At 43.4% G+C, this 26,813-nt stretch carries 24 protein-coding genes; 6 read left to right on the top strand and 18 right to left on the bottom strand.

Annotated features, from left to right (window positions below):
* Window positions 1–19 precede the first annotated feature (19 nt).
* The 10 genes from FPZ42_RS01380 to FPZ42_RS01335 form a co-directional block, all read right to left on the bottom strand.
* On the bottom strand, window positions 20–1,024 hold the full coding sequence (locus FPZ42_RS01380; RefSeq protein WP_146268708.1) for a glycosyltransferase family 4 protein: 1,005 nt from the start codon (window positions 1,022–1,024) through the stop codon (window positions 20–22).
* A gap of 5 nt (window positions 1,025–1,029) precedes the next feature.
* Window positions 1,030–3,306: a glycosyltransferase family 4 protein gene (locus tag FPZ42_RS01375; RefSeq protein ID WP_146268707.1), complete on the bottom strand. Its 2,277-nt coding sequence runs from the start codon at window positions 3,304–3,306 to the stop codon at window positions 1,030–1,032.
* A gap of 249 nt (window positions 3,307–3,555) precedes the next feature.
* Window positions 3,556–4,749: an aspartate aminotransferase family protein gene (locus FPZ42_RS01370; protein ID WP_146268706.1), complete on the bottom strand. Its 1,194-nt coding sequence runs from the start codon at window positions 4,747–4,749 to the stop codon at window positions 3,556–3,558.
* 147 nt (window positions 4,750–4,896) lie between these two features.
* Entirely contained in the window at window positions 4,897–5,391 is a 495-nt protein-coding gene (locus tag FPZ42_RS01365) for a hypothetical protein (protein WP_146268705.1), read from the bottom strand.
* 1 nt (window position 5,392) lies between these two features.
* Entirely contained in the window at window positions 5,393–6,214 is an 822-nt protein-coding gene (locus FPZ42_RS01360; protein ID WP_146268704.1) for a hypothetical protein, read from the bottom strand.
* A 63-nt stretch (window positions 6,215–6,277) separates the two neighbouring features.
* Complete coding sequence (locus FPZ42_RS01355) at window positions 6,278–6,832, bottom strand: RNA polymerase sigma factor (RefSeq protein WP_146268703.1); 555 nt, start codon at window positions 6,830–6,832, stop codon at window positions 6,278–6,280.
* Window positions 6,833–6,898: 66 nt separating this feature from the next.
* Entirely contained in the window at window positions 6,899–7,366 is a 468-nt protein-coding gene (bcp, locus tag FPZ42_RS01350) for a thioredoxin-dependent thiol peroxidase (RefSeq protein WP_146268702.1), read from the bottom strand.
* A 5-nt stretch (window positions 7,367–7,371) separates the two neighbouring features.
* On the bottom strand, window positions 7,372–9,201 hold the full coding sequence (locus FPZ42_RS01345) for a M23 family metallopeptidase (protein WP_146268701.1): 1,830 nt from the start codon (window positions 9,199–9,201) through the stop codon (window positions 7,372–7,374).
* Window positions 9,202–9,220: 19 nt separating this feature from the next.
* Window positions 9,221–9,832: a fumarylacetoacetate hydrolase family protein gene (locus FPZ42_RS01340; RefSeq protein ID WP_146268700.1), complete on the bottom strand. Its 612-nt coding sequence runs from the start codon at window positions 9,830–9,832 to the stop codon at window positions 9,221–9,223.
* A 76-nt stretch (window positions 9,833–9,908) separates the two neighbouring features.
* A complete protein-coding gene (locus FPZ42_RS01335) occupies window positions 9,909–10,409 on the bottom strand; it encodes a T9SS type A sorting domain-containing protein (RefSeq protein ID WP_146268699.1) in 501 nt (166 codons plus the stop codon).
* A gap of 196 nt (window positions 10,410–10,605) precedes the next feature.
* On the opposite strand from FPZ42_RS01335, the gene FPZ42_RS01330 reads away from it, so the two are divergent.
* Window positions 10,606–12,573 carry a KUP/HAK/KT family potassium transporter gene (locus FPZ42_RS01330; RefSeq protein ID WP_146268698.1) on the top strand — a complete coding sequence of 656 codons (1,968 nt, stop codon included), beginning with the start codon at window positions 10,606–10,608 and terminating at the stop codon, window positions 12,571–12,573.
* A 233-nt stretch (window positions 12,574–12,806) separates the two neighbouring features.
* On the opposite strand, the gene FPZ42_RS01325 is transcribed toward FPZ42_RS01330, so the two are convergent.
* Window positions 12,807–14,537: an amino acid permease gene (locus FPZ42_RS01325; protein ID WP_146268697.1), complete on the bottom strand. Its 1,731-nt coding sequence runs from the start codon at window positions 14,535–14,537 to the stop codon at window positions 12,807–12,809.
* Between the two features lie 49 nt (window positions 14,538–14,586).
* Here FPZ42_RS01325 and FPZ42_RS01320 point away from each other — a divergent pair, with 49 nt between their 5' ends.
* Window positions 14,587–15,273, top strand: a complete 687-nt coding sequence (locus FPZ42_RS01320; protein ID WP_146268696.1) for a phosphatase PAP2 family protein — start codon at window positions 14,587–14,589, stop codon at window positions 15,271–15,273.
* A 4-nt stretch (window positions 15,274–15,277) separates the two neighbouring features.
* Here the strand turns inward: FPZ42_RS01320 and FPZ42_RS01315 are convergent, their stop codons facing one another.
* The 6 genes from FPZ42_RS01315 to yihA form a co-directional block, all read right to left on the bottom strand.
* Complete coding sequence (locus FPZ42_RS01315; RefSeq protein WP_146268695.1) at window positions 15,278–15,928, bottom strand: hypothetical protein; 651 nt, start codon at window positions 15,926–15,928, stop codon at window positions 15,278–15,280.
* Between the two features lie 186 nt (window positions 15,929–16,114).
* Complete coding sequence (locus FPZ42_RS01310) at window positions 16,115–17,815, bottom strand: M3 family oligoendopeptidase (RefSeq protein ID WP_146268694.1); 1,701 nt, start codon at window positions 17,813–17,815, stop codon at window positions 16,115–16,117.
* 371 nt (window positions 17,816–18,186) lie between these two features.
* Window positions 18,187–19,119, bottom strand: coding sequence for an NAD-dependent epimerase/dehydratase family protein (locus FPZ42_RS01305; RefSeq protein ID WP_146268693.1), 933 nt, complete (start codon window positions 19,117–19,119; stop codon window positions 18,187–18,189).
* Between the two features lie 161 nt (window positions 19,120–19,280).
* Window positions 19,281–19,883, bottom strand: a complete 603-nt coding sequence (locus FPZ42_RS01300; protein WP_146268692.1) for a Crp/Fnr family transcriptional regulator — start codon at window positions 19,881–19,883, stop codon at window positions 19,281–19,283.
* The gene (locus FPZ42_RS01295; RefSeq protein WP_146268691.1) at window positions 19,871–20,725 is read right to left on the bottom strand and encodes a UbiA-like polyprenyltransferase; all 855 of its coding nucleotides are present in this window, start codon (window positions 20,723–20,725) and stop codon (window positions 19,871–19,873) included. The genes FPZ42_RS01300 and FPZ42_RS01295 overlap by 13 nt, the downstream gene beginning before the upstream one ends.
* 53 nt (window positions 20,726–20,778) lie before the next feature.
* Window positions 20,779–21,408: a ribosome biogenesis GTP-binding protein YihA/YsxC gene (gene yihA, locus FPZ42_RS01290; protein ID WP_146268690.1), complete on the bottom strand. Its 630-nt coding sequence runs from the start codon at window positions 21,406–21,408 to the stop codon at window positions 20,779–20,781.
* A 183-nt stretch (window positions 21,409–21,591) separates the two neighbouring features.
* On the opposite strand from yihA, the gene FPZ42_RS01285 reads away from it, so the two are divergent.
* Window positions 21,592–22,080, top strand: coding sequence for a VOC family protein (locus FPZ42_RS01285; protein ID WP_146268689.1), 489 nt, complete (start codon window positions 21,592–21,594; stop codon window positions 22,078–22,080).
* On the opposite strand, the gene FPZ42_RS01280 is transcribed toward FPZ42_RS01285, so the two are convergent.
* Window positions 22,081–22,989 (bottom strand): serine hydrolase, encoded by a 909-nt coding sequence (locus tag FPZ42_RS01280; RefSeq protein WP_146268688.1) that lies wholly within the window; start codon window positions 22,987–22,989, stop codon window positions 22,081–22,083.
* A 365-nt stretch (window positions 22,990–23,354) separates the two neighbouring features.
* Between FPZ42_RS01280 and FPZ42_RS01275 the strand changes: the two genes are divergently transcribed.
* The 3 genes from FPZ42_RS01275 (at window position 23,355) to FPZ42_RS01265 (ending at window position 26,693) form a co-directional block, all read left to right on the top strand.
* Window positions 23,355–23,606, top strand: coding sequence for a DUF3253 domain-containing protein (locus FPZ42_RS01275; RefSeq protein WP_146268687.1), 252 nt, complete (start codon window positions 23,355–23,357; stop codon window positions 23,604–23,606).
* A 20-nt stretch (window positions 23,607–23,626) separates the two neighbouring features.
* On the top strand, window positions 23,627–25,699 hold the full coding sequence (locus FPZ42_RS01270; protein ID WP_146268686.1) for a hypothetical protein: 2,073 nt from the start codon (window positions 23,627–23,629) through the stop codon (window positions 25,697–25,699).
* A 148-nt stretch (window positions 25,700–25,847) separates the two neighbouring features.
* Entirely contained in the window at window positions 25,848–26,693 is an 846-nt protein-coding gene (locus FPZ42_RS01265) for an endonuclease/exonuclease/phosphatase family protein (protein WP_146268685.1), read from the top strand.
* Window positions 26,694–26,813: the final 120 nt, after the last annotated feature.

Here is a 26,813-nt window from a genome sequence, read left to right as displayed (position 1 = left end):
CTTTTTTTGTTTGGATATCTTATCCCAAGATCCGCTGATACAGCTTAAAATAATCCTCAGCCATTTTCTCTTTTGAGAATTTTGAAGCCGCCCAATCATGGCAGTATTGCCGGTTGATAGATGGGATGCTGTTGATCATCTCAACTGCCTCATCTATAGTATCCACTAAAAAGCCTGTTTGCTCATGTTGAATAAGTTCCGGCATTGATCCTTTGTTAAAGGCAATTACAGGCGTGCCACACAACATAGATTCTGCCACGCTCATGCCGAATGGTTCGGCAAAATTGATAGGATGGAGAAGGGCAAGGGCATTACCTAAAAGTTCGTTACGTTTTTCGGGGCCCGCTGAGCCTACATAAACTATCTGCTCATTTAAGTGTGGCTCAACCTTTTCGCGCCAGTAGTTCTCATCTTGCTTGATACCAGCTATGAGTAATCGCTTGTTTGCCTTCTTAGCTATTTCTATGGCTTCTGCAGCGCCTTTATCATGATGAATACGACCAAAGTACAGCAGGTAATCCTGCGGTGCCTCAGTGAATTTAAAATCAGCTGTATCTAAACCGTTGTAAACCGTAGCCAGATATTCCAACTCCGGGCTGCGGTCTGCATCGCTTATAGATACATAATGCCCGCGCTTATTATACTTTTTATAAACGGGTATTATTCTCTGCGAAGAAAAGCCATGTATAGTGGTAATAACCGGCGTAGCGATAAGCCCGGTATAAGTTAGCGGCAAAAAATCAAAGTTGTTATGAATGATATCAAACTCGCCCGCTTTTTCCATCAGGTTGCTGATGTGCAAACACTCGAGCACCTTAGCATCCTGCGTTCGGTCTTCCTCGTAGCCTTGTTCGCAAATTGCATCCAGTTTGCCTGCAGTAATGGAGTCGCCGGTAGCAAAAAGGGTAACGTCAACTCCAAGCTTTATCAAACCTTCGGCAATGTTAGAAGCAACCTGCTCCCACGGCCCGTAATGCCTGGGCGGTGTGCGCCAGGCAACGGGAGCTAAAATCGCTGCTTTCATTTTTGTTAGCAGATCTTAACTTTTTGTTCCAATTTATTGTACTCGTACTCCAGTTCAAAAGCTTTAAGCACTGTAAGGTGCGATATCATGTAGGCAAGCGTACTTTCTGCGCCCTGGTTACGGTTGATACCGGTAGGCAACAAGCCATCGCAGCAGCCTTTTGTTTCGTGATCATAGAGCGGTGCCCGCAACGTATTCTCACCCAGGAACCATTTGTAGCTCAGGAACATTTTCTCAATGTACTCAGGCTTACGGAATGTTTGGTATGCCTGGAAGTGCATTAACACCATGGCCATAGTTTCGATAGCTTGCTGATCGAAAGTAGGGAATGTACCGCCGCGGTAGTACCAGCCATCGTTACCAACTGGGCTTAAGTAACCGTTTGATAATGTCAACTGATCAAGGAAAGCCATGGTTTTCATTGCTACTTCCTTAGCTTTAGGGCTGCCCGTAATTTCATAAGAATGTAGGAGCGCTAAAGGCAATATAGCGTTATCATAGGTCATGCTTTCTTCAAACCATTCCCAGTCATCAGAACGGGTATTGTCATAAGCATCCAATAACGGTTGGGTTAGGCGTATCAACTCAGCAACCATACCTTCGTCGGTTGGATAAACCTGCAGGTACAAAGCAATACCGATAATGGTATTTGCCTGGCCGCGGATATGTTTAAGTGCTTTAAAGTGAGTGTATGATTTATGAAAAAGCTCTAAAGCAAATTCGCGGTAAGAGTTGCTTGCAGCACAGCTGATCAAATGACCTAAAGCCCAGATGGTGCGGCCAAATGAGTCCTCTGAACCTATCTCATCCAGGTAACGCCTATCAAAGCTTAGGAAGTTACGGAAGTTACCGTCATCCGTTTGCATGTAGTGAATATAGCTCAGGTAGATAGGGAGCAGGCGATAAGCTTCGCTGCTTTTGTTACGCTGGTAGGCCATTAAAGCCATTATCAGCGCACGGGCGTTATCATCAAGGCAGTAACCCTCTTTTAAGTTAGGGATACCGTATTTGGCATGCTGAACGATACCGGTATCGTCAGTTAAACGCAGTACGTGCGCTAAACTGAACTTTGGTAATATCTCAGGATCAACGATGCTGTTTTTTAATATCTTGTCGCTAAAGTCGTGCCTTGCAGAAGCCTCTTGTGCTACTTTGATGAACTCGGCACCAATTACCGGCCAGCGTAGATGCAAGCCGTACTCATAGGCGTTTTGTTTTAATTCTTTCAGTTGTGCATCATCGCCCAATAACTCGTTAATTGTGTCAGCTAAAGCATCTGAGTTTTTAAAATCAAACAGACGACCACGGTCATCAGCCAACAATTCAGTTGCGTGCCAGTATGGGGTTGAAACTACCGCTGCACCTGCACCAACGGCGTATGATAATGTACCGCTGGTAATTTGCGCTTCGTTGAGGTAAGGCGTTACGTATACCTCTGCTGCGGTAAGGTAATTGATCAATTCATCTTCGGCAACAAACTTGTTGATGAATGCCAGGTGTTGCGATACTTTCAATTGAGCAGCTAAACTTTTAAGGTGGTCGCGGTATTCCTCGCCCGAGCTTTTAATAACGCCCGGGTGGGTGTTACCCAATACCACATACATCACATCCGGGTGTTTCTCTACAATTTTGGGTAGTGCCTTAACAACCGTTTCTAAACCTTTGTTACGGCTTAACAAACCGAATGTTAACATCACACGGCGGTTCTTAAACTGGCTCAAGCTTTTAACCGGGTTTGGTTCTGGTGCTTCAACATCAGGTACGCCGTGCTCAATTATTTGTATCTTCTCTGCAGGTATATCGTATATGGTGGTTAAAAACTCCACTGCGCGTTTGCTCATTACAATGATCTTTGATGACTGCTCGGCAATCTCGCGGATAACGATACGCTGTACGTAGCTTGGGTCTTTTAAAACCGTATGCAGTATAGAGATAAGTGGTTTCTCTAAACGGTTTATCAACGGTAATACATATATGCCGCTCTCTCCACCGTAAATGCCAAACTCGTGTTCCAATATCACTGCTTCTACGTTACTGGTGTTGATGTAAGATGCTGCGCGGATATAATCCTTTTGATGATTTTGACGGATAACGAATTTAACGTGCGATGGGTATTCGTACTCTTGCAGATCCTCAGAATCATTTAGTGCAACTACATAACCACCATCAAGCGGGTCCTTCCTGTCCGGGAAGTTAGCATTAATGGCGTTCATTAAGTTGTGGTTAAAGGTAGCAATACCACATTCTCGCGGCGGATAGGTTGATATATAAGCGATTTTCATAGTGTATGTAGAGGTCCGTTATTTATTGCTTAGTTGTCAAGATGCGTTAAAAACACTAATTGACCCGAAAACTGTGCACTGCTGACCTTAAATAAGGCTATTATAGCCATACAGCGGATCAATTTACGCAGGCATTAACCTATATGCATAAAGTATACCATAAACATCAATAAAAGCCCTTTACAGCATTTATTGAAGCATTTTTGATAGCGTAAAGGTAAAACTAATAGTTGTTAAGGCGATAACTGCTTAATCTTCTGTATGTTGGGCGATGGCCTGCACAATGATCTGGCAAGCTTTAACAAGCTCTTCTATCGTAATAATTAAAGGCGGTGCAAGGCGCATGGAGTTGCTACAGTGCAAAAACCAGTCTGTAATTACACCATTTTGTATACAGGTGTCGATGATTTTCTTATTAGTATCAAAACTTTCAAATTCCACAGCCAGCATAAGGCCCTTGCCGCGTATCTCTTCTATAGCCGGGTGCTGCAATTCGCGGCGGATAATTGCTTCTTTCTCCGCAACATCATCTATCAGGTTCTCCTCAAGCAAAACATCTAAAGCTGCCAGCCCCGCAGCACATGATACCGGGTGACCGCCAAAAGTAGTGATGTGCCCGAGGATAGGATTCTCTTTAAATGCCGACATGATCTCTACCGATGACACAAACGCACCTACGGGCATGCCGCCGCCCAAGGCTTTAGCCATCAGCAAAATATCCGGAACGATATCGAAATGCTCAAAGGCGAACAATTTCCCCGTACGACCAAGTGCAGCCTGTATCTCATCTAATATAAGCAACGTACCTGTTTCAGAACAGCACTTGCGCAGCGCTTGCATCCACTCGTAGTCCGGAAGCCTGATACCCGCCTCGCCCTGTATGGTTTCGAGGATAACGCAGGCAGTTTGATGAGTGATGAGTTCCAGATCATCATGGTTATTCAATCGTATAAAGCCGATGCCGGGCAGCAGCGGGCGGTAGGCTTGTTTAAACTCCTCGTTACCCATAACACTGAGTGCACCATGTGTGCTGCCATGGTACGAGTTATTAAACGCTAATACATTTGGACTGCCGGTGTAGCGCTTAGCAAGTTTGATAGCTCCTTCAACAGCTTCGGCGCCTGAGTTGGTGAAGTAGACGGAGTTTAACGATTCCGGTAGAATACTCACCAGTTTTTCAGCAAAGCGCACCTGCGGGGTTTGTACATATTCTCCATATACCATCAGGTGCATGTATTTCTCTGCCTGGTCTTTCACAGCCTGCACAACTTTAGGATGGCTGTGGCCCAGGTTACTTACGCCAATGCCGGAGATAAGATCCATATAACCTTTGCCGCCTTCTTCATAGATATACACACCTTCGGCACGGTCAAATTCCAGCAGTAGCGGGAAGTGAGTGGTTTGGGCGTTGTTGTTAAGAAAAAGTTGGCGAAGGGTGAGCATATTCTTTAGTTGTAATTTGCAAAGATAGATAAGTTGTAAAGTTTAGGGCTGCGGTATAAACAAAAAAGCAGCGCTTGTGCACTGCTTTTTTGTTTTGTTCAAGTTAGTAACCTTTCAAACGTTACAACTTTCCAACCTTCTAACAATTTAATTTCCCGCCCTGATGCTGCGTTCGCTTAGTTGTTTAATCAGTTCATCTGTAAACTCGCGTTCGCTTTTGTATAAAAGACTCACCTTTTCGGGAGGCAGGATCTTCATAAACTCATCGCGGTAGCGCTGGCGTATCTCAACCAGTTGTTTTTCGTAAGCTATTTCTTTATCTACCTGTTCGGTACCGTTTGCAGCAGCGGTAGAGTTGTTTGCACGCTTTAATATCCGTACTGCAGTAAGGTCTTGTTGGTATTGGTTATACACGGGCCAAAACTTACGCGCTTCGTCACCGGTAAGGTTTAACTGCTGCCCTATAAAGTTATTTCGGGCAGCCAATATTTTCTGGCCTTTACCAGTACGCGGGCGGTTAAACTGTGCGTTAGGTGCCGCCTGGCTGCGGAAACCCGCACGCAGACTGTTCACCTGTGCAAAAGCATCAACCCCGGCTACTGCCAGTACACCAATAAATATGTATTTTAAAAGCTTACTCATGTTAGTTAACATCCAAATAGTCCTGTAAATCTTGCGACAGGGCATCTGTATTTATTTGTTCTTCGTTGGCATTCTCCAACAGCTGGCGATTATCGCTTGCGTCTATATGCAGCTCTAAATAGTCCTTTATCTCATCTGCCGGTATTTGCGACAGTTGCGAATGCAGGTAGCTTCTTTGATGCTCAACCGGTTGTGGTACTTGTGCATTCCTTAAAAAAGCACCGGCGCCAATTATCAAAGCTAAACAAGCAGCTGTTGCATACTTAAAGGTATTTGAAGCCCAAAGTTTACGTACAATGGTTTTACGGATAACCTCTTCGCGGCCAACGCCCGTAGTTTTAGCCAGTATATTTTTATTCAGTGTTTCAAAGTAGTTTTCAGGTACTTCAAACACCGGTTCTTTTTGTAAAATTTCTACCGCTATACGGCTGTTTATCTGTTGTTGCAGGTTATCAAAATATCCGGCAGGCACAGTAAAGCCAATATCTTCTTTGTTTGCTGCATCCTCAATGGCAATGCGGCTTTGTATGTTAGCGCTAAGCTGGTCAAAATATCCCTGCGGAACAGCAAAAGACGGCTCGTTTGGATCTGCCGCCGCCTCAATATTTATCCTGCTTTGGATATTGTTAGTTAAATTCTCAAAATAATCTGCAGGCACGGCAAAGCCTTGTGCCGTATCATCAGTTTTTAAACCCTCAATGTTCACCAGGGATAATATGCGCTGACCGGCCTCTTCAAAATAGCCGGCTGGCACTGCAAACGGCGTTTCTTTCGAAAACCGTTGAAGTGACATTTCTTCACCTGCCCATTCCTTATTCTCCATATCGCTTTTCATACATCCTTATAGATGACTTTACTTTCAAAAGGTTTAATACTAAATTAAAAATTAATCATTTGATAGTATAAAGCTCTCTATCTTTTTCACTGCGAGGTGATATGACGCTTTTAGTGCACCAACGCTTGTGCCTAAAACCTCGCTCATTTCTTCGTACTTCATATCATCAAAGTACTTCATGTTAAAAACCAGGCGTTGCTTGTCGGGCAGTGTTAGAATGGCCTGTTGTAACTTCATTTGTATTTTATCGCCGCTGAACTGATCAGAGCTTGATAAAGTATCAGACAGTTCATAGTCCACATCGTCAAGTGAGACGTTATTTTTTTGTTTCTTTTTATTTAAGAAGGTGATGCACTCGTTGGTAGCTATACGGTACATCCAGGTGTACAATTGTGCATCATTACGGAAACCGGGCAGGTTTTTCCAGATCTTTATAAAAACATCCTGCGTAATGTCATCGGCATCATCATGGTCTATCACCATGCGCCGCACGTGCCAATATATTTTCTGCTGATATTTTTTCAGCAATATATTAAAAGCCTCGTTGCGGGTTTTCTCGTCCCTAAACTTGCTTAAAATTTCTTCGTCTTCTGCCTGTATGGCCATTTATTGAATTTTAATCTACTTTAATAAGTATAAAGCGTTTTTGTTTGAGATATGTTTTAACTACGGTTATTTGCCCAGCAGTTCAAGCACCTGCTGTGATGATGCTTTGGTATCAACCTTTTCAATAATATGGGTAATTATGCCATCGCCATCTATCACAAAAGTTGTGCGGGCAGTACCCATATATTTTTTTCCGTACATATTTTTCTCAACCCAAACGCCATAAGCCTCAACTATGCTGTGTTCAGTATCGGCTATCAGCGTAAATGGCAATTGATATTTGGTTTCAAACTTTTTGTGCGATTTTTCATCGTCAACACTTACACCTATCACCTCAAAGCCTTTACCTGCAAGCGATTGATAGTTGTCTCTAAAATCGCATGATTCGGCCGTACAGCCAGGGGTATCATCCTTTGGATAAAAATAGAGTATAACGTTTTTACCCTTGTAATCAGACAATGAAACAGGGTTGCCATTCTGGTCGTTTGCGGTAAAATCCGGGGCTTTGTCGCCGGCTTTAAGTTGGGTTGCCATGTTTTCTATCGGTTAAAATCTGCCTTAAATGTAGATGTGTTGTTTTTAGCATCAATAACAGTAAACTCAAAAGTGTGTTTGCCCGGGGAAATGCTACCGTCAAATGTATAACTTAATATCTTGGTTTTAAAGTTACGTTCAACCAGTACCCATTTTCCATCTATTTTACCGGCATAACTTTTAATGCCCGATAGGTTATCGCTCATTCTAAGCTTGATCGCCTTGATAGCACCTAAGTTTGCGCCGTTGCGGATATTAATAGGTGTAATGATTGGCGCTACCGTGTCTATTTTTATATAATAATCGCCAAAGGCACGTGCCGAACCTTTTACCCAGCCGTTCTCCCAGGTGCTTGGGATAGCGCCCGTTGCGGCGTTTACTATCACAGCCTTTTCAGCATTGGCACCCAGGTCTGCATCTGGTTTTATCCAAATATCAAAGCTATCGTGTATAGGTGTAAGCTTGTTGTGCAGGCGGTGAGTAGCAGAAAATGCGCCCGGTTTAGCGGGTAGTTCTGAGTAAATAAAGTCCAGATCATCATATAGGTTACCCGCCGGAATAATCACCTTAACCTTATTGTTGACAAATTTACTCTCTCTATCGTAATGCAGCAATGTTCCCTCCGGTTTAGCCGGAGCAAGATTGGCCGACGAGGTGTTAGACTGCACCTTCAGGTTCAATGTAGAAGTATTACCTGCCACATCTTTAACCACAAACTCAACGTCGTGCAGTTTATCATCGTTAAACGCTAAGATACCCCGGTTAATGGATTGAGGATAAAGCGTGATGCGACTGCCCGGCAGGATAAAGCATTTCTGCATCCAGCGGCGGGAGGTGAGAAAGGCCGGATAATCGATGTAGGCGTTTATAGCATGGGTTTGATCAAAGGCGAAACGCTCTACCGAGAAAGTGTACATGGTTGTGCCATCCAGCTTCATCTCAATTGAATAAATGCCGTTTTTATTGGCTGATGCACTATTCCTGTCCGTAACCGAGATACCGAAACCTGTGTTGCCGCTAAGGGTTAACACCTGCGGTTTCAGCAAATGATAGCTGTTGCCTGCGCCACCAACGGCCAAAAATTCTTTAGGCGTTTTATCGCTGAAGGGGTTGCCGTTAAGATGATATATGCCCAGTGCCGTAATGGTTGGCGGTATCTCATCAGGGATGGTTAGGCCAAAGAGCTGCGGATTGATGGTCTCTTGTGTTGTAGTGTCTCGTAATTCAAAGTGTACGTGTGGGCCTGCAGATGCGCCCTCGTTACCTGATATGGCAACTACATCGCTTTTTTTAACAGGGAATACACCAGCTGGTATGGCGATATCGGCCTCGTAACTTTGATTTTTGTACTGCCAGTCGTGGATGTATTTCTCCACCTCGGGCATAAAGTTGTTGATGTGGCCGTAAACCGAGGTGTATCCGTTTGGATGGGTGATATAAAGGGCTTTGCCAAAGCCACCGAACTGGATGCGCACCCGCGATATGTATCCGTCATAAACCGCATGCACAGGATAGCCTATACGCTGGTTGGTGCGAAAATCTAACCCGGAGTGAAAATGATTCGGCCTCAATTCGCCGAAAGAACCTGCGGTAGATGGTGGCAGGTCAAGCGGGTAACGGAACTGGTCTTTAGGGTATTGCCTGGTTTGGATAATATCCTGCGCACTGGCGCTTATTGATGCAATAAGCACCATTATACCAAGGACTAAAGTTTTACTTCGATTTTTAATGATCGTAATGCTGTCATTTCGAATGAGCGCCAGCGAGGAGAAATCTTCTATTTCGTAAGTGTCGTGTGTAGAAGATTTCTCCTCGTTCCTCGTTCGAAATGACATCTTTTTAATAGTTGTGTTCTTATTTAACATAAAAATCTAAAAGCTTTTCGCCCTCTAAAATACCTTCGAGCCTGTCGCCAATGGCAACTTTACCAACACCTTCCGGCGTGCCGGTAAATATCAGGTCGCCTTTTTTTAGCGTGATGTATTGGGATACAAAGGCAATGATTCGCTCGAACGAGAAAAGCAGATCTTTGGTGTTGCCTTGCTGGCGCGTTTCGCCGTTAATGTTTAAGCTGAAGTTGATGTTATAGATATCGGCAAAGTTTGCCTTTGGTACAAAATTACTCACCGGTGCCGAACCATCAAAAGCTTTGGCAAGCTCCCATGGCAGGCCTTTTTCTTTGTGTTTAGATTGAATATCACGTGCGGTAAAATCAACCCCAAGGGCTATCTCCTCAAAATAATTGCCCGCAAATTTTTCACTGATGTGTTTGCCTTCTTTGCTCACCTTTAATACCAGTTCTATCTCGTGATGTACATCCTGCGAAAACTCGGGGTGGTAGAATGGTTTGTTATCCTTTAAAAGCGCTGTATCCGGTTTCATAAATATCACCGGGGTAGTTGGTACCGGGTTGTTCAGCTCTTTTGCATGCTCTGCATAGTTGCGGCCAATGGCAATTATTTTCATAGGCACGCAAATTATAAACTATGCGAGGTAAATCCTAAGATTGAAACAGAAAAAGAATAAGGGAAGAATTGGGTGATTAGTAAACTACAGAAATACGCCTGTTCACTGTTTCGTTACCAACAACAATGCGCAAAAAGTAAAAGCCCTTTTGTAGTTTATTAGCAACACTAAAGGTAAAGTTTTGATCGCCGGTCTCAACACGCTGCGAAGTAAGCGTAAGCACATCATTACCTAAAACATCCATTATCTTAACATTTACGGTAGCGTTGCGCGATAGCGTATATTTTAGGTTGATAACATCGGTTACCAGTGTAGTTACCTGCACGTTGGTTAACAGTTTATCATCTGCGCGCGGCAGATTGATCTTCGCACTTGATGTAGCGGCAGGCTTAAGCGGCGGTAATGCAAGATGTAAACCTGTTTTTAGAATTGACTTGTTTTGGCGTGCACGAACCGCCCGCAAATATGATGAATCGCTCTTTTGTGCATTAACTCCTCTTGCAATCGCAAAGTTAACCGCTATTGCAAGCACAATTACAGTTAACCAGGAATTAATATAAGTAGACCTTTTCACCATATGTATGATACACGTTTCGCAAAAGTATAAATAAACTTAGTACCAACTTAAAATCGATACAGATAAATAATACTTTTAACAAATTTTAACAAAAAGTAGTTTTAATAGTTACTACTTGCAATAGACTTATACGCTTTATTATAGTTTAAGTTGTAATTGTTTTTTTAAGTAGTTTTGCATCGATTTTAAAACAACTGTGTCAAGTCATAAAGATCTACAACGTCTATCCGCCGCCGGTCTGCTTATTAGTTTAGGGATAATCTACGGCGATATAGGTACATCCCCGCTGTATGTGTTTAAGGCCATAGTAGGGTTAGAGCATTCAACCAATTCGCAGCCGCTTACGCAGGCACTTGTATTGGGCGGTGTATCACTTATATTTTGGACGCTTACGCTGCAAACAACACTCAAATATGTAGTTATAACCTTACGGGCTGACAACAAAGGCGAGGGTGGTATTTTCTCACTCTTCTCTTTGGTGCGGCGTAAGGCAAAGTGGCTTATTGTGCCCGCGGTTGTAGGTGGTTGCGCTTTGCTGGCCGATGGTATTATTACCCCGCCAATTACCATATCATCTGCTATTGAAGGGCTTACCGCGTATTATCCGCGCCTGCCAACGGTACAGATCGTTATTGGTATTATAGCCATATTATTTATTATCCAGCAGTTTGGTACCTCTTTAGTAGGAAAGGCCTTTGGGCCGCTAATGTTCTTATGGTTCACCATGATGGGTGTTTTGGGGATTAGTTACATTGTGCAAATGCCGGTGATTTTTAAAGCGCTTAATCCTTATTATGCCTTCCAGCTATTAACATCAAGCACCTATGATGCGTTCATCATACTGGGTGCGGTTTTCCTGTGTACTACAGGCGCCGAGGCCTTATATTCAGACCTGGGCCATTGCGGGCGCGATAACATCCGTATCAGCTGGATATATGTAAAATCCTGTCTGGTATTAAACTACCTGGGTCAGGCGGTTTGGTTACTGCAGCGAGAGGGTAAAGTGATAGACCTTAGCGTTAACAACCCTTTTTACAAAATAATGCCCGACTGGTTCCTGATATATGGTATCGGTATCGCCACAATTGCGGCGGTTATTGCCAGCCAGGCGCTTATATCAGGTTCGTTTACGCTTATTGCTGAGGCCGTGCGGTTAAACCTTTGGCCAAAGGTTAAGATCAATTATCCGTCCGATCAGAAAGGACAATTATATGTGCCAAGCGTTAACTGGTTGCTTTGTGCAGGTTGTATTGGCGTAGTGTTACTGTTTCAGCACTCCAGTAAAATGGAAGCGGCTTATGGGTTGAGTATTACCGTAGCCATGTTGATGACCACCATATTGGTTTCTAAATTCTTACAGCGTAAAAAAGTACCAACGTATATCATCATATCGTTTTTTGCGGTTTATGTGATCATCGAGGGTATCTTCCTGTTAGGTAACCTGGTGAAGTTTATACACGGTGGCTGGTTCACTTTATCAATTGGCCTAATACTGTTCATCATCATGTGGACCTGGCACATTGCCCGCAGGATCAAAAACCGCTATGTTAAGTTTATTGAGATTGACGATTATTTCAACATTATAAAAGAAATGAGTGAAGATGAGAGCGTACCCAAGTATGCTTCTCAACTTGTTTACCTAACAAGTGCCAATTTCAACTCAGAAATAGAATCAAAGATCATTTACTCTATTCTACAAAAACAGCCAAAACGTGCCGATGTGTACTGGCTGGTACACGTTGATGTGGTTGATGAACCTTATAAACGGGAGTATGAGGTGGATTTTTTGGTGCCCGGTAAACTGATCCGTATCGATTTTAAATTAGGTTTCAGAGTTGAACAGCAAATTAACCTGTTGTTCCGAAAGGTAGTTGAAGACTTGGTTAAGAATGGGGAGGTTGATATTACCAGTAAGTATAGATCCCTTAATAAGCACAAAATTGTTGGCGACTTCCGCTTTGTGGTTATCGAAAAAGTAATTTCACGCTCTCATAATCTGTCGTTGTATGAGAAAGCCGTTATGTTCATTTATGGGCAGCTTAAGCGGGTGAGCCTTTCAGAAGAGCGCAACTTTGGCCTCGATCTGAGTTTCGTAACGGTTGAAAAAGTACCGCTAATGCTTACCTCGCCGGATTCGGTAAATATAACAAGGGTTAAACCGTAACTGATTTCTCTTAAAGCCCCAGCGGAGGCGTAGTATCGTTATAAGAAAGGGCAATCCAACCAGATTGCCCTTTCTTTATTTTATTGTTGACGAACTAAGTCAGCCATCCTGATGCGCCTTTATAAACCGAAAAGCGTTCACGAGCGTTCACGGTGTTCACGATGTTCATGTGCGTGAACGTGAACATCTGGTATTTGAAAACTTTATTGGTGCATTAAATTCAAGGTCAGCCCTTACTCTTTCTTATCAGAAAACGCTGTTTCAGATTTCTGTTTGCCCAATACGCTATGTTTATACCCGTAGCTAAAATATATCACTAAGCCAATAATCAGCCAGGCAAGGAAACGGATCCAGCTTTCATACTCCAACTCGGCCATCAGGTAAAAACAGCTCAATAAGCCTAAAACAGGTATAAGTGACAATTTTTTAATAAACGCAAACACGGTAAGCGTGAATGATAATATCAGGAATAAGAAATAAGGGAACTTATGGTGTAAAGCTTCGCCTTCAAATAGATTAGCAATCCAATGGCGGCCAAAGAACACACCGATGATGAACATTACAGGTACGATGAATTGCGAATTAATGTAAGGCAAATGGAACTTACCTTTAACCGCTGCTTCGCGAGGTAATAGTAATACGCCGCCACAAACAAGTACAAATGCAAATAGGGTTCCTATGCTTGTTAAATTAGTAACCTCGGTAAGGTTTAGGAACAATGCCGGTACAGCCACAACAAACCCGGTTACTATAGTAGCAAATGATGGTGTATGAAACTTAGGGTGAATGCGAGAAAATGCCTTCGGTAACAAACCATCGCGGCTCATGCTCATCCATATACGGGGCTGACCCAACTGGAATATCAGTAACACACTTGCGGTAGCTATTACTGCGCTTACAGAGATCACATAGCTGATGTTTTTTAAGCCGACTTTTGAAAATACAAACGCCAGTGGATCACCTACCTGAAGGTCTTTATAGTTAACCATACCGGTTAGCACCAAAGCTATCAGAATGTACAAAATGGTACAAATCACCAACGAGTAGATCATGCCCTTCGGCAGGTCGCGCTGGGGGTTCTGACATTCCTCAGCGGTGGTAGATATAGCATCAAAACCAATATAGGCAAAGAATACGCCCGAAACACCTTTCATAACGCCACCGAAACCGTTAGGCAAAAACGGGTGCCAGTTGGCCGGTGTAACGTAAAAGAAACCAATGACAATAACGGCCAGTACCACCGCAATTTTAAGATAAACCATGGCATTGGTAGCCTTTTTGGTTTCGCGGATGCCTATATAAACTAAATAGGTGATAATGATAACAATAAGCAATGCGGGGATATTGGCGATAAGCCTGAAATTGCCGGAACCCGGAGCTGTAGACCATGCCTCAGCAGCGTGTCGCAGTCGTTCGGTAATATCTGCGGTATGGCCGCTTGCTGTTAATTGCTGTATCTGTTCATGTGCTTTAAAAGCGGAGAAGTAATCTAATGTAACCCATGCCGGTAAATGGATGTGGAAACCCTCTAACAGGTTAACGAAGTATTCGCTCCAGGAGATAGCCACTGCGATGTTACCGATGGCATATTCCATCAACAAGTCCCAACCTATGATCCAGGCGATAAGCTCACCGAAAGATGCGTAGGCATAAGTGTACGCACTGCCCGCAACCGGTATGCGCGATGCAAATTCAGCGTAACACATGGCAGAAAAACCACAGGTTATAGCCGTTAAAACGAACAAAAGCGTAACGCCCGGCCCGCCGTTAAATGAAGCTTCGCCGATGGTTGAAAATATACCTGCACCAACAACGGCTGCAATACCCATTAGGGTTAGATCTTTGGTAGTAAGTGCTTTTTGGAGGTGCGATGCCGTGCCGGGATGCTCGCTGTCGCTAAATCCGCTGGCAACATCGGCCAGTATTTTAGATACGGACTTTTTTCGAAATATACTTTTCGACATGTATTGAGGTCAGTTTTCTTTTAAAATCAAACATAGCCATTTTTTTGCATTGAAGAAGTATATACCTTACTTTGTGCCGATGAACACCGGCGCTAAAGACGTTTTGCACAGGGCACGCTCCCTTTTTATTCCTTATATTATCCTGCTTTGCGTCTGTTTGATCATCAAGCTGCTTTATACCCGTTCTGAGATATACTTCGCGGTAAATAAACACTATTCGGACTTCCTGGACGCGGTTGAGCCATACATAACCCACCTGGGCGACGGCTGGACTATGCTGGCGCTTGCTGCTGTAATGCTGCTGTTTAGTTATCGTGCAGCGTTACTTACTGCCAGTAGTTACGCAATTACAGCGCTTACGGCACAAGCCTTAAAATATGCTTTTGATTTTCCCAGGCCGCGCATCTACTTCCAGGATCAACTTTATAAAATTCACTTTGTAAAAGGTTTGTACATACTTGCGGTACACAGTTTTCCGTCGGGGCACACAGTTACTGCCTTTTCTATGGCAATGGTAGTTGCTTACTTAGTTAAGAATAAGAATTGGGGATTTGCTATGCTGGTATTCGCCATGATGGTTGGCTATTCGCGCATGTATCTAAGCCAGCATTTTTTTGAAGATGTAATGGCCGGTTCGGCAATAGGCGTATTTATTACGGTGGTTTGGCTTACCTTTTTAGATAGCCGAAGGTTTATAAACAGCCCCCGTTGGTGCCGGGGGCTGTTAACTAAATAGCTGTTTAAGCTACAGCTTTTTTCCTGCGAATAACCAATATGGTAGCGATGATCAATATCAATGCTGCGCCACCAAAAATACCCACTTTGGCTATGGTAGACATTCCCTTGGCATTGCTCAAATATTGATCGGTGCGTTGTAACTCCGGAGATACCTTCAATGATGCAGAATACTCTTTGTATTCGTTTTTCGCAAGGTCTTTGCTTAGTGCTTCATAGTAATACTCAATGGTGTAAGTAACATCTTGTGTGTATAAGACAATGAAGTTCCTTGATTTTACACCGGCACCTTCGTCAACCTCAAGCGTAAATGTCTTGGCTTTAAGGTGGCCTACGGTAGTATCACGCAGGTTCATCACGTCGCCGTTACTTTGGCCTTTAATGCCGGCCACGTAATCTTTAAGAACCTTGTTCAGGTCTTTCTCTTTCTGCAAAGGCTTTTTGTCCTGGTTAGGTGCACGTATAACGGTCATGTAACCATAAGCACCGTTTGCATTGTATATAGACTGACCAAGGGTATCCTTTTTTGTGTACTTAGCCGGTAACGAGATGGTGATCAAGCTATCAATCTTAACCGGCTTTAATGGTACTTGTGCCTGTCCAAAACTTGTGGCGGCCATAAGTACCAAACCTAAAAATGCAATTAACTTTTTCATGCTATAATTAACCTGAAAAACACTTATAGGTTTTAAAATATCTCAAATTAGATGCCTTTATAGATATTTAAACGATAGATTATTAGATATTTATATAGTATTATTACTTATGTTGTCGTAACGAAATTTTGTAATAATAAACAAAAAACCCTCTCGTTTTTCGAGAGGGTCTTTGTAGCAAGTGTGTTAAATCTTATCCATTTCAGCTTTAACAAATTCTGCCAGTTCTTTGACGTACCCGGCACTAAAATCAAATTTTATACCGGCTGTTTCATATATCTCCTTAATGGTTTTTGTGTAACCCAATTTTAATGCATCAAGGTATTGCTGCAACCCCTTCTCGGGGTTTTCCTTGTAGTTTTTCCAAACAGCTATTGCACCAAGCTGTGCCATGCCATACTCGATGTAGTAAAACGGCACTTCAAAAATGTGAAGCTGTTTTTGCCAAAGGTTTTCTTCTGCAGTTTTAAGTCCGCTCCAATTGGCAAAGCCTGCACCAAAAGGCTCATAAATTTTCAACCAGGCTTCGGTGCGCTCGGCATCGGTATGATCCGGGTTTGTGTAGATCCAGTGCTGAAATTGATCTACCACGGCTACCCATGGCAGTGTTTTTAATACATCGTATAACTGATCGCGTTTGGCGCGCTTGAGATCTTCCTCATTCTCAAAGTAAACATTCCAGTTATCCATCGAGATCAACTCCATTGACATGGAAGCCAGTTCCGCTACCTCGCTTGGGCAATGTTTAAAATCATTCAGCTCAAGGTCGGCAGTAAGGAAAGTATGTACGGCGTGGCCACCTTCATGTACCATGGTAGTAAGATCGCGGAAGGTGTTAGCCGAATTCATGAAAATAAATGGGGCACCTGTTTCTGACAGCGGATAGTTGTAACCACCCGGTGCTTTGCCTTTGCGGCTCTCCACATCAAACAGGTTATTCTCTTTCATGATCTCCAGGCGTTCACCTAAATAGCGGTTGATGTTTGAGAAACACTGAATGGATTTCTCGATCAATTCGCCGCCATTGTTAAAGGGTTTCAAGGCGGCTCGACCGTAAGGGTCTACATCCATATCCCATGGTTTAAGGATTTCAATGCCTAAAGCCTCACGGCGTTGTTCTGCAAATTCACGAAGCAAAGGTACAACCTCGGTTTCTATCGCTGAGTGGAAGGCATAACAGTCCTGAGGTGTGTAATCAAATCTGCCTAAAGCCTGGAACATGTAATTGCGGAAGTTTTCGAAACCGGCATTTACGGCTACTTCGTGGCGCAAGCCACGCAGGTGATCAAACAGTTCGTCCAATTTTTCTTTATCCTGCAGGCGGCGGGCAGTGATCTTTTCCCAAACTTCCTGGCGTTTAGCACGGTCGGTATCTTTTAAAAATACTGATGCTTGTTCAAGCGTATATTCTTTATCGCCAATATGTACCGACATAGAACCGGTTATCGACTGGTATTTCTGCTGCTCAACCTGTATCTGCGTTTGCAGCGGGATATTCTCTTCACGGAAAAGTTCTAACTGCTTGCGGGTGCTGCGCAGCATGATGAAGTATTTTTCATCATTTAGCTGATCTACAAACTGACTATTAATTAATTTCTTATTTAGCTCATTGTTATATGGAGCTGTTTTTGGCTCTATTTCGGTGGCAAAGTATTGAAAGCTTTCCAGTAATTCTTCGTTAGTGGTATCGCAGGTCATGCGGATATAACGCCATGCAAAATCCTCTTCTAAAGCAGCTTGCAGCTCGCTGCCATCCTTAAGCCATTGCTCCAGTTCTTCAACAGAATTAATGGGGCGCTCTAATAATTCTTTGTATATCGGTTCCAGTGTTTCCCATTTTATTTCAAGGTTCTCCGGAATGTAGGTACGTGTTTTCTTGTGGATCATATAACAAATATGCAGATAAGTGTGTAAAGTCTGAATTTTATGTCATAAGCACAAAGTCAAAAAAAAGTTTGGTTTACTTATCCCGTTCCTATTGCTATCGGGATGCGCTTGTCGACCCTCTCTTCGCTACACGAATCGAGGGCGTTAAATAAAAGAACCCCTCTTTGCGTAGCAGAGAGGGGCAGCTAAACTTATAGACCGTGTCATTGCTGTAAAGGTCAATTAATTCGGTAACAGAATTACCTAACCCTTACAATTGCGATCGATAGCGCGGCAATCTCAGAGGATAAGCACGCTAATCAGCCTATGAGATTGCCACGTCGTCCCGATAGCCATCGGGACTCCTCGCAATGACATGGTTTTGAAATAGTTTATTCTGGCTTGTATATCGTCCTTGCTACTTCTCTTATTCCATCTTCGTAACTTGTAGGTTTAAAGTTAAAGGCACGTTCAAACTTGTCGCTGTTAAAATTATAGTCGTGGTCGGTTTGATAATACATTTCTACCGTGCCGGCTATCAGTTTATTAAATAAACCAAGCGCCCACAGCATAAATTTATTAATACGCATAAACTTTGGTTTAACGCCATAAATGGTTGCTGCTAACTGCAAAAATTGATGACCGGTCATTACAGGGGCGGTGGGCAGATGCCAAATTTGATTATCACTCTCGGGCGATTGCCCAAGCAGGTACATTGCACGCCCGGCATCAGGAATGTAAATAAAGTTGTGCAGCTTACTTGGGTCGCCCATCCATTGGGCACTTTGTTTCTTGGCATATTTGGCAAGCACCATCAGGTCTAAAAAGGCGTTGGTGCTGGTAGTGCCGTAAAAATCAGGTGCGCGGGCTATAGTCGCGTTAAGCTTTCCCGCTTTAACCTCATTCATCACCATTGCAGCAATCTCGGCGCGTACCTCTCCTTTTTTGCTAACGGGTTTGTAAGGCGTTTCCTCTGTTATAGGGCCGTTAACCAAGCCATACATGTAAATGTTATCAAAGAAGATCATACGGGCATTATACTCTTGAGTTACTTTGATAACGTTACGTATAATAACCGGCCACTGCTGGCGCCAGATATCGGCATCATAAACCAGCCCAGCACACAGGTAGATCACATCAGAACCTTTTGTAGCTTGCCTTAGTTGTTCGAGCTCCAGCAGATCTGCCTTTTGCCAGCTTACATTTTCAGCTTTAACATCCACCGGGCGGCGACTAACCAGGCGTACTTTTTTTTTGTTTTTTATGAGTTCATCTGTAAGGGCATTAGCCACCGGGCCACCTGCACCTAAAATGGTATGTATCATGTTTTTTCTATTTTGGTATGATACAAAGTTGCGAAAGCGCTGGCCTTGAAAACGTTATCTTAAGATAAGAAATTAGTGAAGTAGGGTTGGAGATTAGAGATTAGGTTTTGTCTCTTTTTTTAATTTAGGTCTTAGAATTTAGCTTTTAGATTTTAGGATTTCTAAACCAATATCCTTTTCCTTATCCGCGATAGCGAAACAGGGGTTATACCCAAAAAATTGGCTATGTAATGCTGCGGCATCCTGCGGATGATATCTTTCCCGCTTTCTAAAAGTTTAAGGTAGCGTTCCTCCGGGGTTTGGGTGATGAAGGCTGTAACACGGTCTTCGTAGCAAATAAGATAATATTCGGCAAGCAAGCGGCCAAAGCGTTCTATTTTGTAAGCCAGCATAGGGTTGTTTAGCATGGCATCCCAGTTTTTTTTGCTTACGGTGAGTATGGTAGTTGGCTCAAGCGCCTGTATATAACTTATGGAAGGTTCGCCGGTGAGGAAGCTTTTGTAAGAGCTCACATAATCATTCTCAAAGCTGAAGTAGTTGGTAATATCTTTACCATCGATAATGTGATAGTACCTCACTGATCCGGATAGTACAAAGCCCAGCGTTTTGCAAACCTGGCCCGGCTCGATGAAATGCTCTTTCTTTTTTAATTTAAGTATCGAGAGATGTTGTATGCAAACGATCCACTCCGCCTCGTTGAATTCAACGTAAGCGGCCGCATGTTCGCGAAATTGGTTAAGTTGTTGATTGCTTAACGCATCCATACCCTGTCTAATAAAAAGAAGGCGGCAAATACAACACTGGCAATGCCATTTGTAGTCATGAAGGCAAGGTTAACACGGCTGAGATCGTTAGGTTTAACCAACAGGTGCTGGTAAATAAGCATACTGCAGAAAAATACAATACCTATGTAGTATAATAACCCAACATGCGTATAAATCACCGGCATAACAATAAACGCTGCTGAGAAGACATGCAGCACGGTTGACAGCCTTAATGCATTCACTTTACCTAACCACGCGGGAATGGAGTGTAGTTTTTGGTCACGGTCAAAATCTTCATCCTGCAGGGCATAAATAATATCGAAACCGCTTACCCAGCATAGTACCGATAGTGAGAAGAATATTGGCGTAAGCGCAAATGCACCTGTAACTACCAGGTAGGCCCCAATAGGCGCTAACGATAAGCCCAAGCCGAGTACCATATGGCAAAGTGCGGTAAAACGTTTGGTGGCACTGTAACCTAACACCACTAGCAACGCCACCGGCGAAAGGTAAAAACACAAAGGGTTAATAAACCAGGTGGTTACTATAAATAAAGCGCAATTAGTTAAGGTAAATGTTAACGCCGCTGCGGGACTGATACGCCCTGCCGGGATATCGCGCTGTTTGGTACGGGGGTTTTTGGCATCAATGTTCCTGTCCAGATAGCGATTAAATGCCATGGCCGAGTTACGGGCGAACACCATACATAAAAGCATCATCACCAGTTTTTGCCACTCAAATTTATGGTCGGTGGTAGTAACAGCCAAAAAGAAGCCTATAAAGGCAAACGGCATGGCAAAAATGGTATGCGAAAACGTAACGAGCGAGAAATATTTTTTCATTGTCTTAATTCCTCTCTCAAGAGGGGTAAGGGTATGTGCTTATTGCAAAACTACTACTTATAGTGTTCATCGTCAAACACTGGCTTCTCAAATCCCTGGTTGATGGAATCGATAAAGTTCAATACTTCATCACGACCTAAAAGGTTTTCTGCCGAGGTAATGAAAAACTGTGGTGCTTCTTCAAACGATGCCAGCAACGCCTTACGAAACTTTGCTATATTCTGGTCGGTTTTAATATTGCTCTGTTTATCAGCTTTTGTAAATATGGTAATAAAAGGCAGGCCTTTCTCTCCAAGCCAGTTGCAAAACTCCAGGTCGATCTTTTGCGGCTCAAGGCGGCTATCGATCAAAACCATTACGCATTGGAGGCTTTCACGCTTATCCAGGTAACTGCGAATAAATTTGTTCCAGTCTTCTTTTTTGCTTTTAGAGATACGTGCATAGCCATAACCGGGCAGATCGACGATATACCAGTTCTCATTGATCAAAAAATGATTGATCAGCTGGGTTTTACCCGGCGTTTGCGAAGTCTTGGCCAGCCCTTTTTTCTGCGTTAGCATGTTAATAAGCGAAGACTTACCCACGTTTGACCGACCAATGAAAGCATACTCAGGCTTTAACGGTGGCGGCAGCTTGGAGATCTGCGTATTGCTGCAAATGAAATCAGCGGTTTTAATGACCATAGCACAAAGGTACGGTTTATTATTTTGTTGGGGTGATGTTGTAAAGTTGGAAGGTTTGTAAGTTGAAATGTTACTAATCTCGAATAAATGTTTAAACATTTATTTTACAATAAGTCGACACATACCTTTTAGATATTCCCTTAACTTTACAACATTCCAACGCTACGTTTCATTATTCCAACAATGGAAAACTACAAAATACCTGCCCAAACACGCATCGGTCACGTTCATTTAAAGGTGAGCGATTTGCAGAAGTCTTTAGCATTTTACCAGGATCTGTTAGGTTTCGAGTTGGTGACCATGTACGGCAACCAGGCCGCTTTTATATCGGCAGGAGGTTACCACCATCATATAGGGTTAAACACCTGGCAAAGCAAAGGTGCTCCACGTGCGCCCGAATATGCACCCGGTTTGTTCCATACTGCAATCCTTTATCCGGAAAGGAAAGACCTTGCCGCCATTTTCAAAAGATTGATGGATAATGGCTACCCGCTAACCGGCGCATCAGACCATGGTGTTTCTGAAGCCCTTTACCTGGACGACCCCGACGGTAATGGCGTCGAGCTTTATTGGGACCGACCGAGAGAAGAATGGCCCTTGGATTCGGAAGGAAACCTCACTATGTTCACCCGACAACTGGATGTGTGTGGTTTATTGGCAGAACTGGACTAACTATTCGTTAAGCATAAATTTATCCACGCCGGCAGCGGGTTTCCAATTGCTTTGCGGCTCAAAATAACGCCATAATAATGCAGACACGTTTTTGATAAGTATCCCGGCCTCGTTTTCGGGCGTCCAGCTTTGATCTTTATTATTTTTAGTGATGATGGAGAAAACATAGTCGCCGTGCGGGGCATTTACCAGCACAGTTTCTGAACGCGAAGCATCTACTGCACCCTGTTTGGAGATTGCCTGTACATAGGGCGGTATTTGCGAAAGGGCATGCTCATCCCAATAAATGCGGTTAAGCGTGCGATACATGCGCTCGCTTGCAGCAGGACTTACGGCCTTACCATCTCTAACCAGCGTAAACAGCTTACACATTTCATAAGGAGTAGTTACGCCCCAGCCGTAGATGTTACGCATAGCTTCCCGCCCTGGTGTGCGCGAATTTACCCGCATCACCTTAAAGCCATTTGCTGCAAGCCAGTTATTAATGTATTCCCCGCCAACAAGTTTTTGCAGCCACAGGCTTGCCGTATTATCACTCATGGTGATCATCAGCATGGTCACTTTGCTTAGCTGGATGGTGTCGCCATTTTTGAAAGAACCTAAAATGTCTTCGCCGGCGTAAAGCAAACTATCCCGGTAAACCAGTTTCTGATTGTATTTAAGTTCGCCCTTTTCAATTTTGTCCATCACACCGTTCAGGATGCTCACTTTTATCATACTGGCGGTAGGGAATAGTGTATCGGCGTTGATGGCAGCCGTTTTCCCGGTTTTCAGATTATGCACATATACACCAGCCGTACCGTTAAAGTTTTTTAATAAACCCTGCAATTGAGAAGTAAGTTTTGCATCTGTTTGGGCAAAGGTGCTTAGGGTTATGATGGAAAGGAAAAAGGTAAGGGTGCGTTTCATGTTGTAAGGTAAATATTTTCTTTTGATGAGAAGTTCTTGATTTCAAATAACGTTTGGATTATGTGCGTCTGTCTGCTCATTGCCGCAGGGGCTACTTCTTTTGTGTTGATATAAAAGAAGCAAAAGATCAACGTTTAGCGATTAACTTAACGCCACCGAACCTATGCGGCATAAGCAAAAGGCTGCAATCACAGGCATTGCTAAAGCAGAAACTTAAAAGTATTTTGCGGGAGCCGCGAGTTTTCTTTTTGGTACTTTTTTGCGGAAAAAGAAAAAGTACATCCAGAAATGATTCATGATTCACTGCCTTTCTTAATGAAATACTAACCATGCTAACCATACTTCATAAACGTTGTTACAGAAGCATGCCCAGCAACATCTCTCAAACCATCCTAAAAATGGCTTCCCAACGAGCACCCGATAAAACCGTTTGCCCGAGCGAGATAGCGAGAGCCCTGTTCCCGGATGATTGGCGCAAACACATGGCCGATGTCAGAAATGAAGCCATTAAGCTGCAGGAAGCGGGCGAGGTGCAAATAACCCAAAAGGGTAAGGCAGTGAATCTTGAGCACCTTAAAGGGCCTGTACGTATCAAATTTATCTCCCCGCAATCCTAATAATTTTGCATTTTGCAGGCATGTCATTAACCTGGGGTACTGTTTCCGGCTGGTGGTTGCCGCTTTGCGTAGTGCTTGGGCTGTTGTATGCATGGCTCATGTACCGCAAGCCGCTGCAATTGCAAAGGGGCCTAAGGTACGGTTTGTTTGCACTCAAGGCAGTGGTGGTAAGTGTATTGGCTTTATTGTTGTTATCGCCGCTGGTACGCACGGTAAGTTATCAGCCGCAGAAACCCCTGATATTGATAGCGCAGGATAATTCACAATCGATAAAGTTATTCAATAGAAAAGGTAATAACACTCTCCGAAGCGGCTGGGATAGCGAACTTCAAAAGCAACTTGGTGACAATTATGAAGTCCATGCCTTTCATTTCGATAAAGACTTAAGAGACGGCCTGTCGCAAACCTTTAACGGCAAACAAACCAACATCGCAGCGGCGCTTAAACAACTTAACGACCTATTTGTAAACCAGAATATCGGCGCTATTGTGCTTGCTACAGATGGTTTATACAATACCGGTGCAAATCCCTCATATGAGTCGCGCAATATCAAGTCGGCTATTTACACCGTTGCTTTAGGCGATACCACGGCGCGTAAGGATGTATTGATCAGCAATGTTAACTATAACAAAACCGCTTTCTTAGCTAACGATTTTGAGATAGAAGTTGCTGTAGAGGCTTACCAAAGTAAAGGCCAGCAAACGCAGCTTAGTATCACCGAGGATGGAATGGTTGTACATCAGCAAAGTATCGGCATTACTTCTGATGTATTTAAAAAAACGATCCCAGTAAAACTCAATGCAGACAAAAAGGGCCTGCGCAAGTTTGTGATATCCTTGTCGCGGTTAAATAATGAGCTGTCATACGATAACAACACCGAAACCATTTACATGGAGGTACTGGATGCCCGTCAAAAAGTATTGTTGATGTACGATGCCCCGCATCCCGATATTGCCGTAATAAAACAAGCAATCGAAAGCAACCGGAACTTTGAAGTGAAAACAAGCTTAGTCGCCGATGCGTCAAGCTTAAAACCTGCTGATTATACCTTAGCTATATTATATCAATTGCGGGCAGGTAGTTATGCTAGGCTACGTTCCATCATGCAGACCAAAGTTCCGTTATGGTTTATCGGCGGTACGCAAACAGACCTTAACGGCTTTAATGACCAGCAAAAGATCCTGAATGTTGATGCCTCCCGCTCGGAGAGCCAGGAAGTATTTGGTATGGCGGTACCGGGTTTTTCTGCCTTTACATTAAGCGACTCCACACAGAAAAAATTAGAAACGCTGCCGCCGCTGCTTGTTCCGTATGGTAATTACAAAACGGGCAACGCTGCACAGGTTTTGTTGAAACAGAAGATAGGCAATGTGGTTACCAATTATCCACTTATAGCTTTAGGCGACGACGGCGGCCGCAAAGTAGCGGTACTTGCGGGTGAAGGACTGTGGCGCTGGCAACTGGCAGAATATAAGGCTTACGAAAACCACCACGCTACGGATGAACTGTTGAGCCAAACCGTGCAATACCTAACCGCCAATGCCAACAGGCAGCGTTTTAGGGTTTATGCTTCAAAAAATGTTTTCGACGAGGGCGAGAATGTGCTGTTGAATGCAGAGCTTTATAATGACGCCCTGGAATTAGTGAACACGCCGGATGTGAAGATCAACTTAAAAGATCAACAAGGAAAAAACTTTAGTTTCCTATTTACGCGCAATGGGCAAAGTTACCAACTAAATGCGGGCACGATGCCGGTTGGCACGTATAGTTATAATGCTTCAACAACGCTGGGTAAACAAACCTTTAAAGCAGAAGGACAGCTTACGGTTAAACAGCTTAACCTGGAGGCAGGCCAAAGTGCGGCAGATCATCAATTACTCCGTGAAATGGCCCAACAGTCAGGCGGTAAAATGATTTATCCATCCCAGATAGATCAACTGGCTGACTTGATCAAAAAGAATGAGAACATCAAAACCATTGTATACGAAGATAAGCGGTATAATGATCTTGTAGATCTAAAGTGGGTATTTTTTCTGCTTTTGGTCCTGCTAAGTACAGAGTGGTTTTTGAGGAAAAGAGCGGGGGAGGTGTAAGTTAAGCGTTTTATGGACTTGCACATTTTACTCTTGTTATGCTGAACATATGTGGAGGATCTGATCTACTACTTGTAAAGCTTACATCGGATTTTTCGCTGTCGCTCAGAATGACAAATCGTTTTCAAAATATTATACTTGCAACACTATGAAAAAGACATTAACACTTCTTTTCGCAATCTCACTTTTCGTAAGTTTTAGCTATGCGCAGCAGCGCCAGTTGAACATTGGAACCTACAATCTTCGTAACGCCAACCGTGGCGACTCTACCGCCGGAAACGGCTGGGGACAGCGCTTCCCCTGGGCAGCCAAGCTTATCCTGTTTCAGGACTTCGATATTTTTGGTACGCAGGAATTGAAATATCATCAGATAACTGACCTTACTGATAGTCTGCCTGGCTATAAATGGCTGGGAGCAGGCAGGGATGATGGTAAACTCGGTGGAGAGTTTTCTGCCATATTTTATAAATCAACCCGTTTCCAGGCATTAAAGCATGGCGATTTTTGGATGTCGACTGTTACTGGTAGGCCAAATAAAGGCTGGGACGCAGCTTTGCCGCGGATATGCAGTTGGGCGCAGTTCAAGGAAATTAAAACCGGTTTTACCTTCTACTTCTTTAACCTGCACATGGATCACATAGGCGTGGTTGCACGCCGCGAAAGCGCCAAACTTATTCTTAAAAAAATACAGGAAATGGCCGGTGATACAGCAACTATCCTAACCGGCGATTTCAACGTAGACCAAACATCAGACAGCTATGCAGTTATCAATAATTCGGGCGTATTGAAAGATACCTATGTGTTGTCGCCCATGAAAATGGCACCGAACGATACCTTTAATGATTTTAACGCCAATACTGCAGGCGATAAACGCATAGACCATATCTTCGTTACCAAAAACTTTAAGGTGCTGCGCTACGGTATCTTAACCAATACCTACCATGGCCGTACACCATCAGATCATTATCCGGTTGAGGCGGTGATCACTTATTAGGTTATAGATCATGGTTGATAGTTCATGGTTAATAGGTAAGTGCTGATAGACCATACTTCAATTTATAAGATCAACAGAGAGCCGGGATCTATGAACTATCAACCACAAACTATTAACTAA

The sequence above is a fragment of the Mucilaginibacter achroorhodeus genome, assembly GCF_007846095.1.
Taxonomy (GTDB): domain Bacteria; phylum Bacteroidota; class Bacteroidia; order Sphingobacteriales; family Sphingobacteriaceae; genus Mucilaginibacter; species Mucilaginibacter achroorhodeus.
The sequence above is the reverse complement of the archived record's forward strand: the minus strand, read 5'-3'. Positions and strand labels throughout refer to the sequence as shown.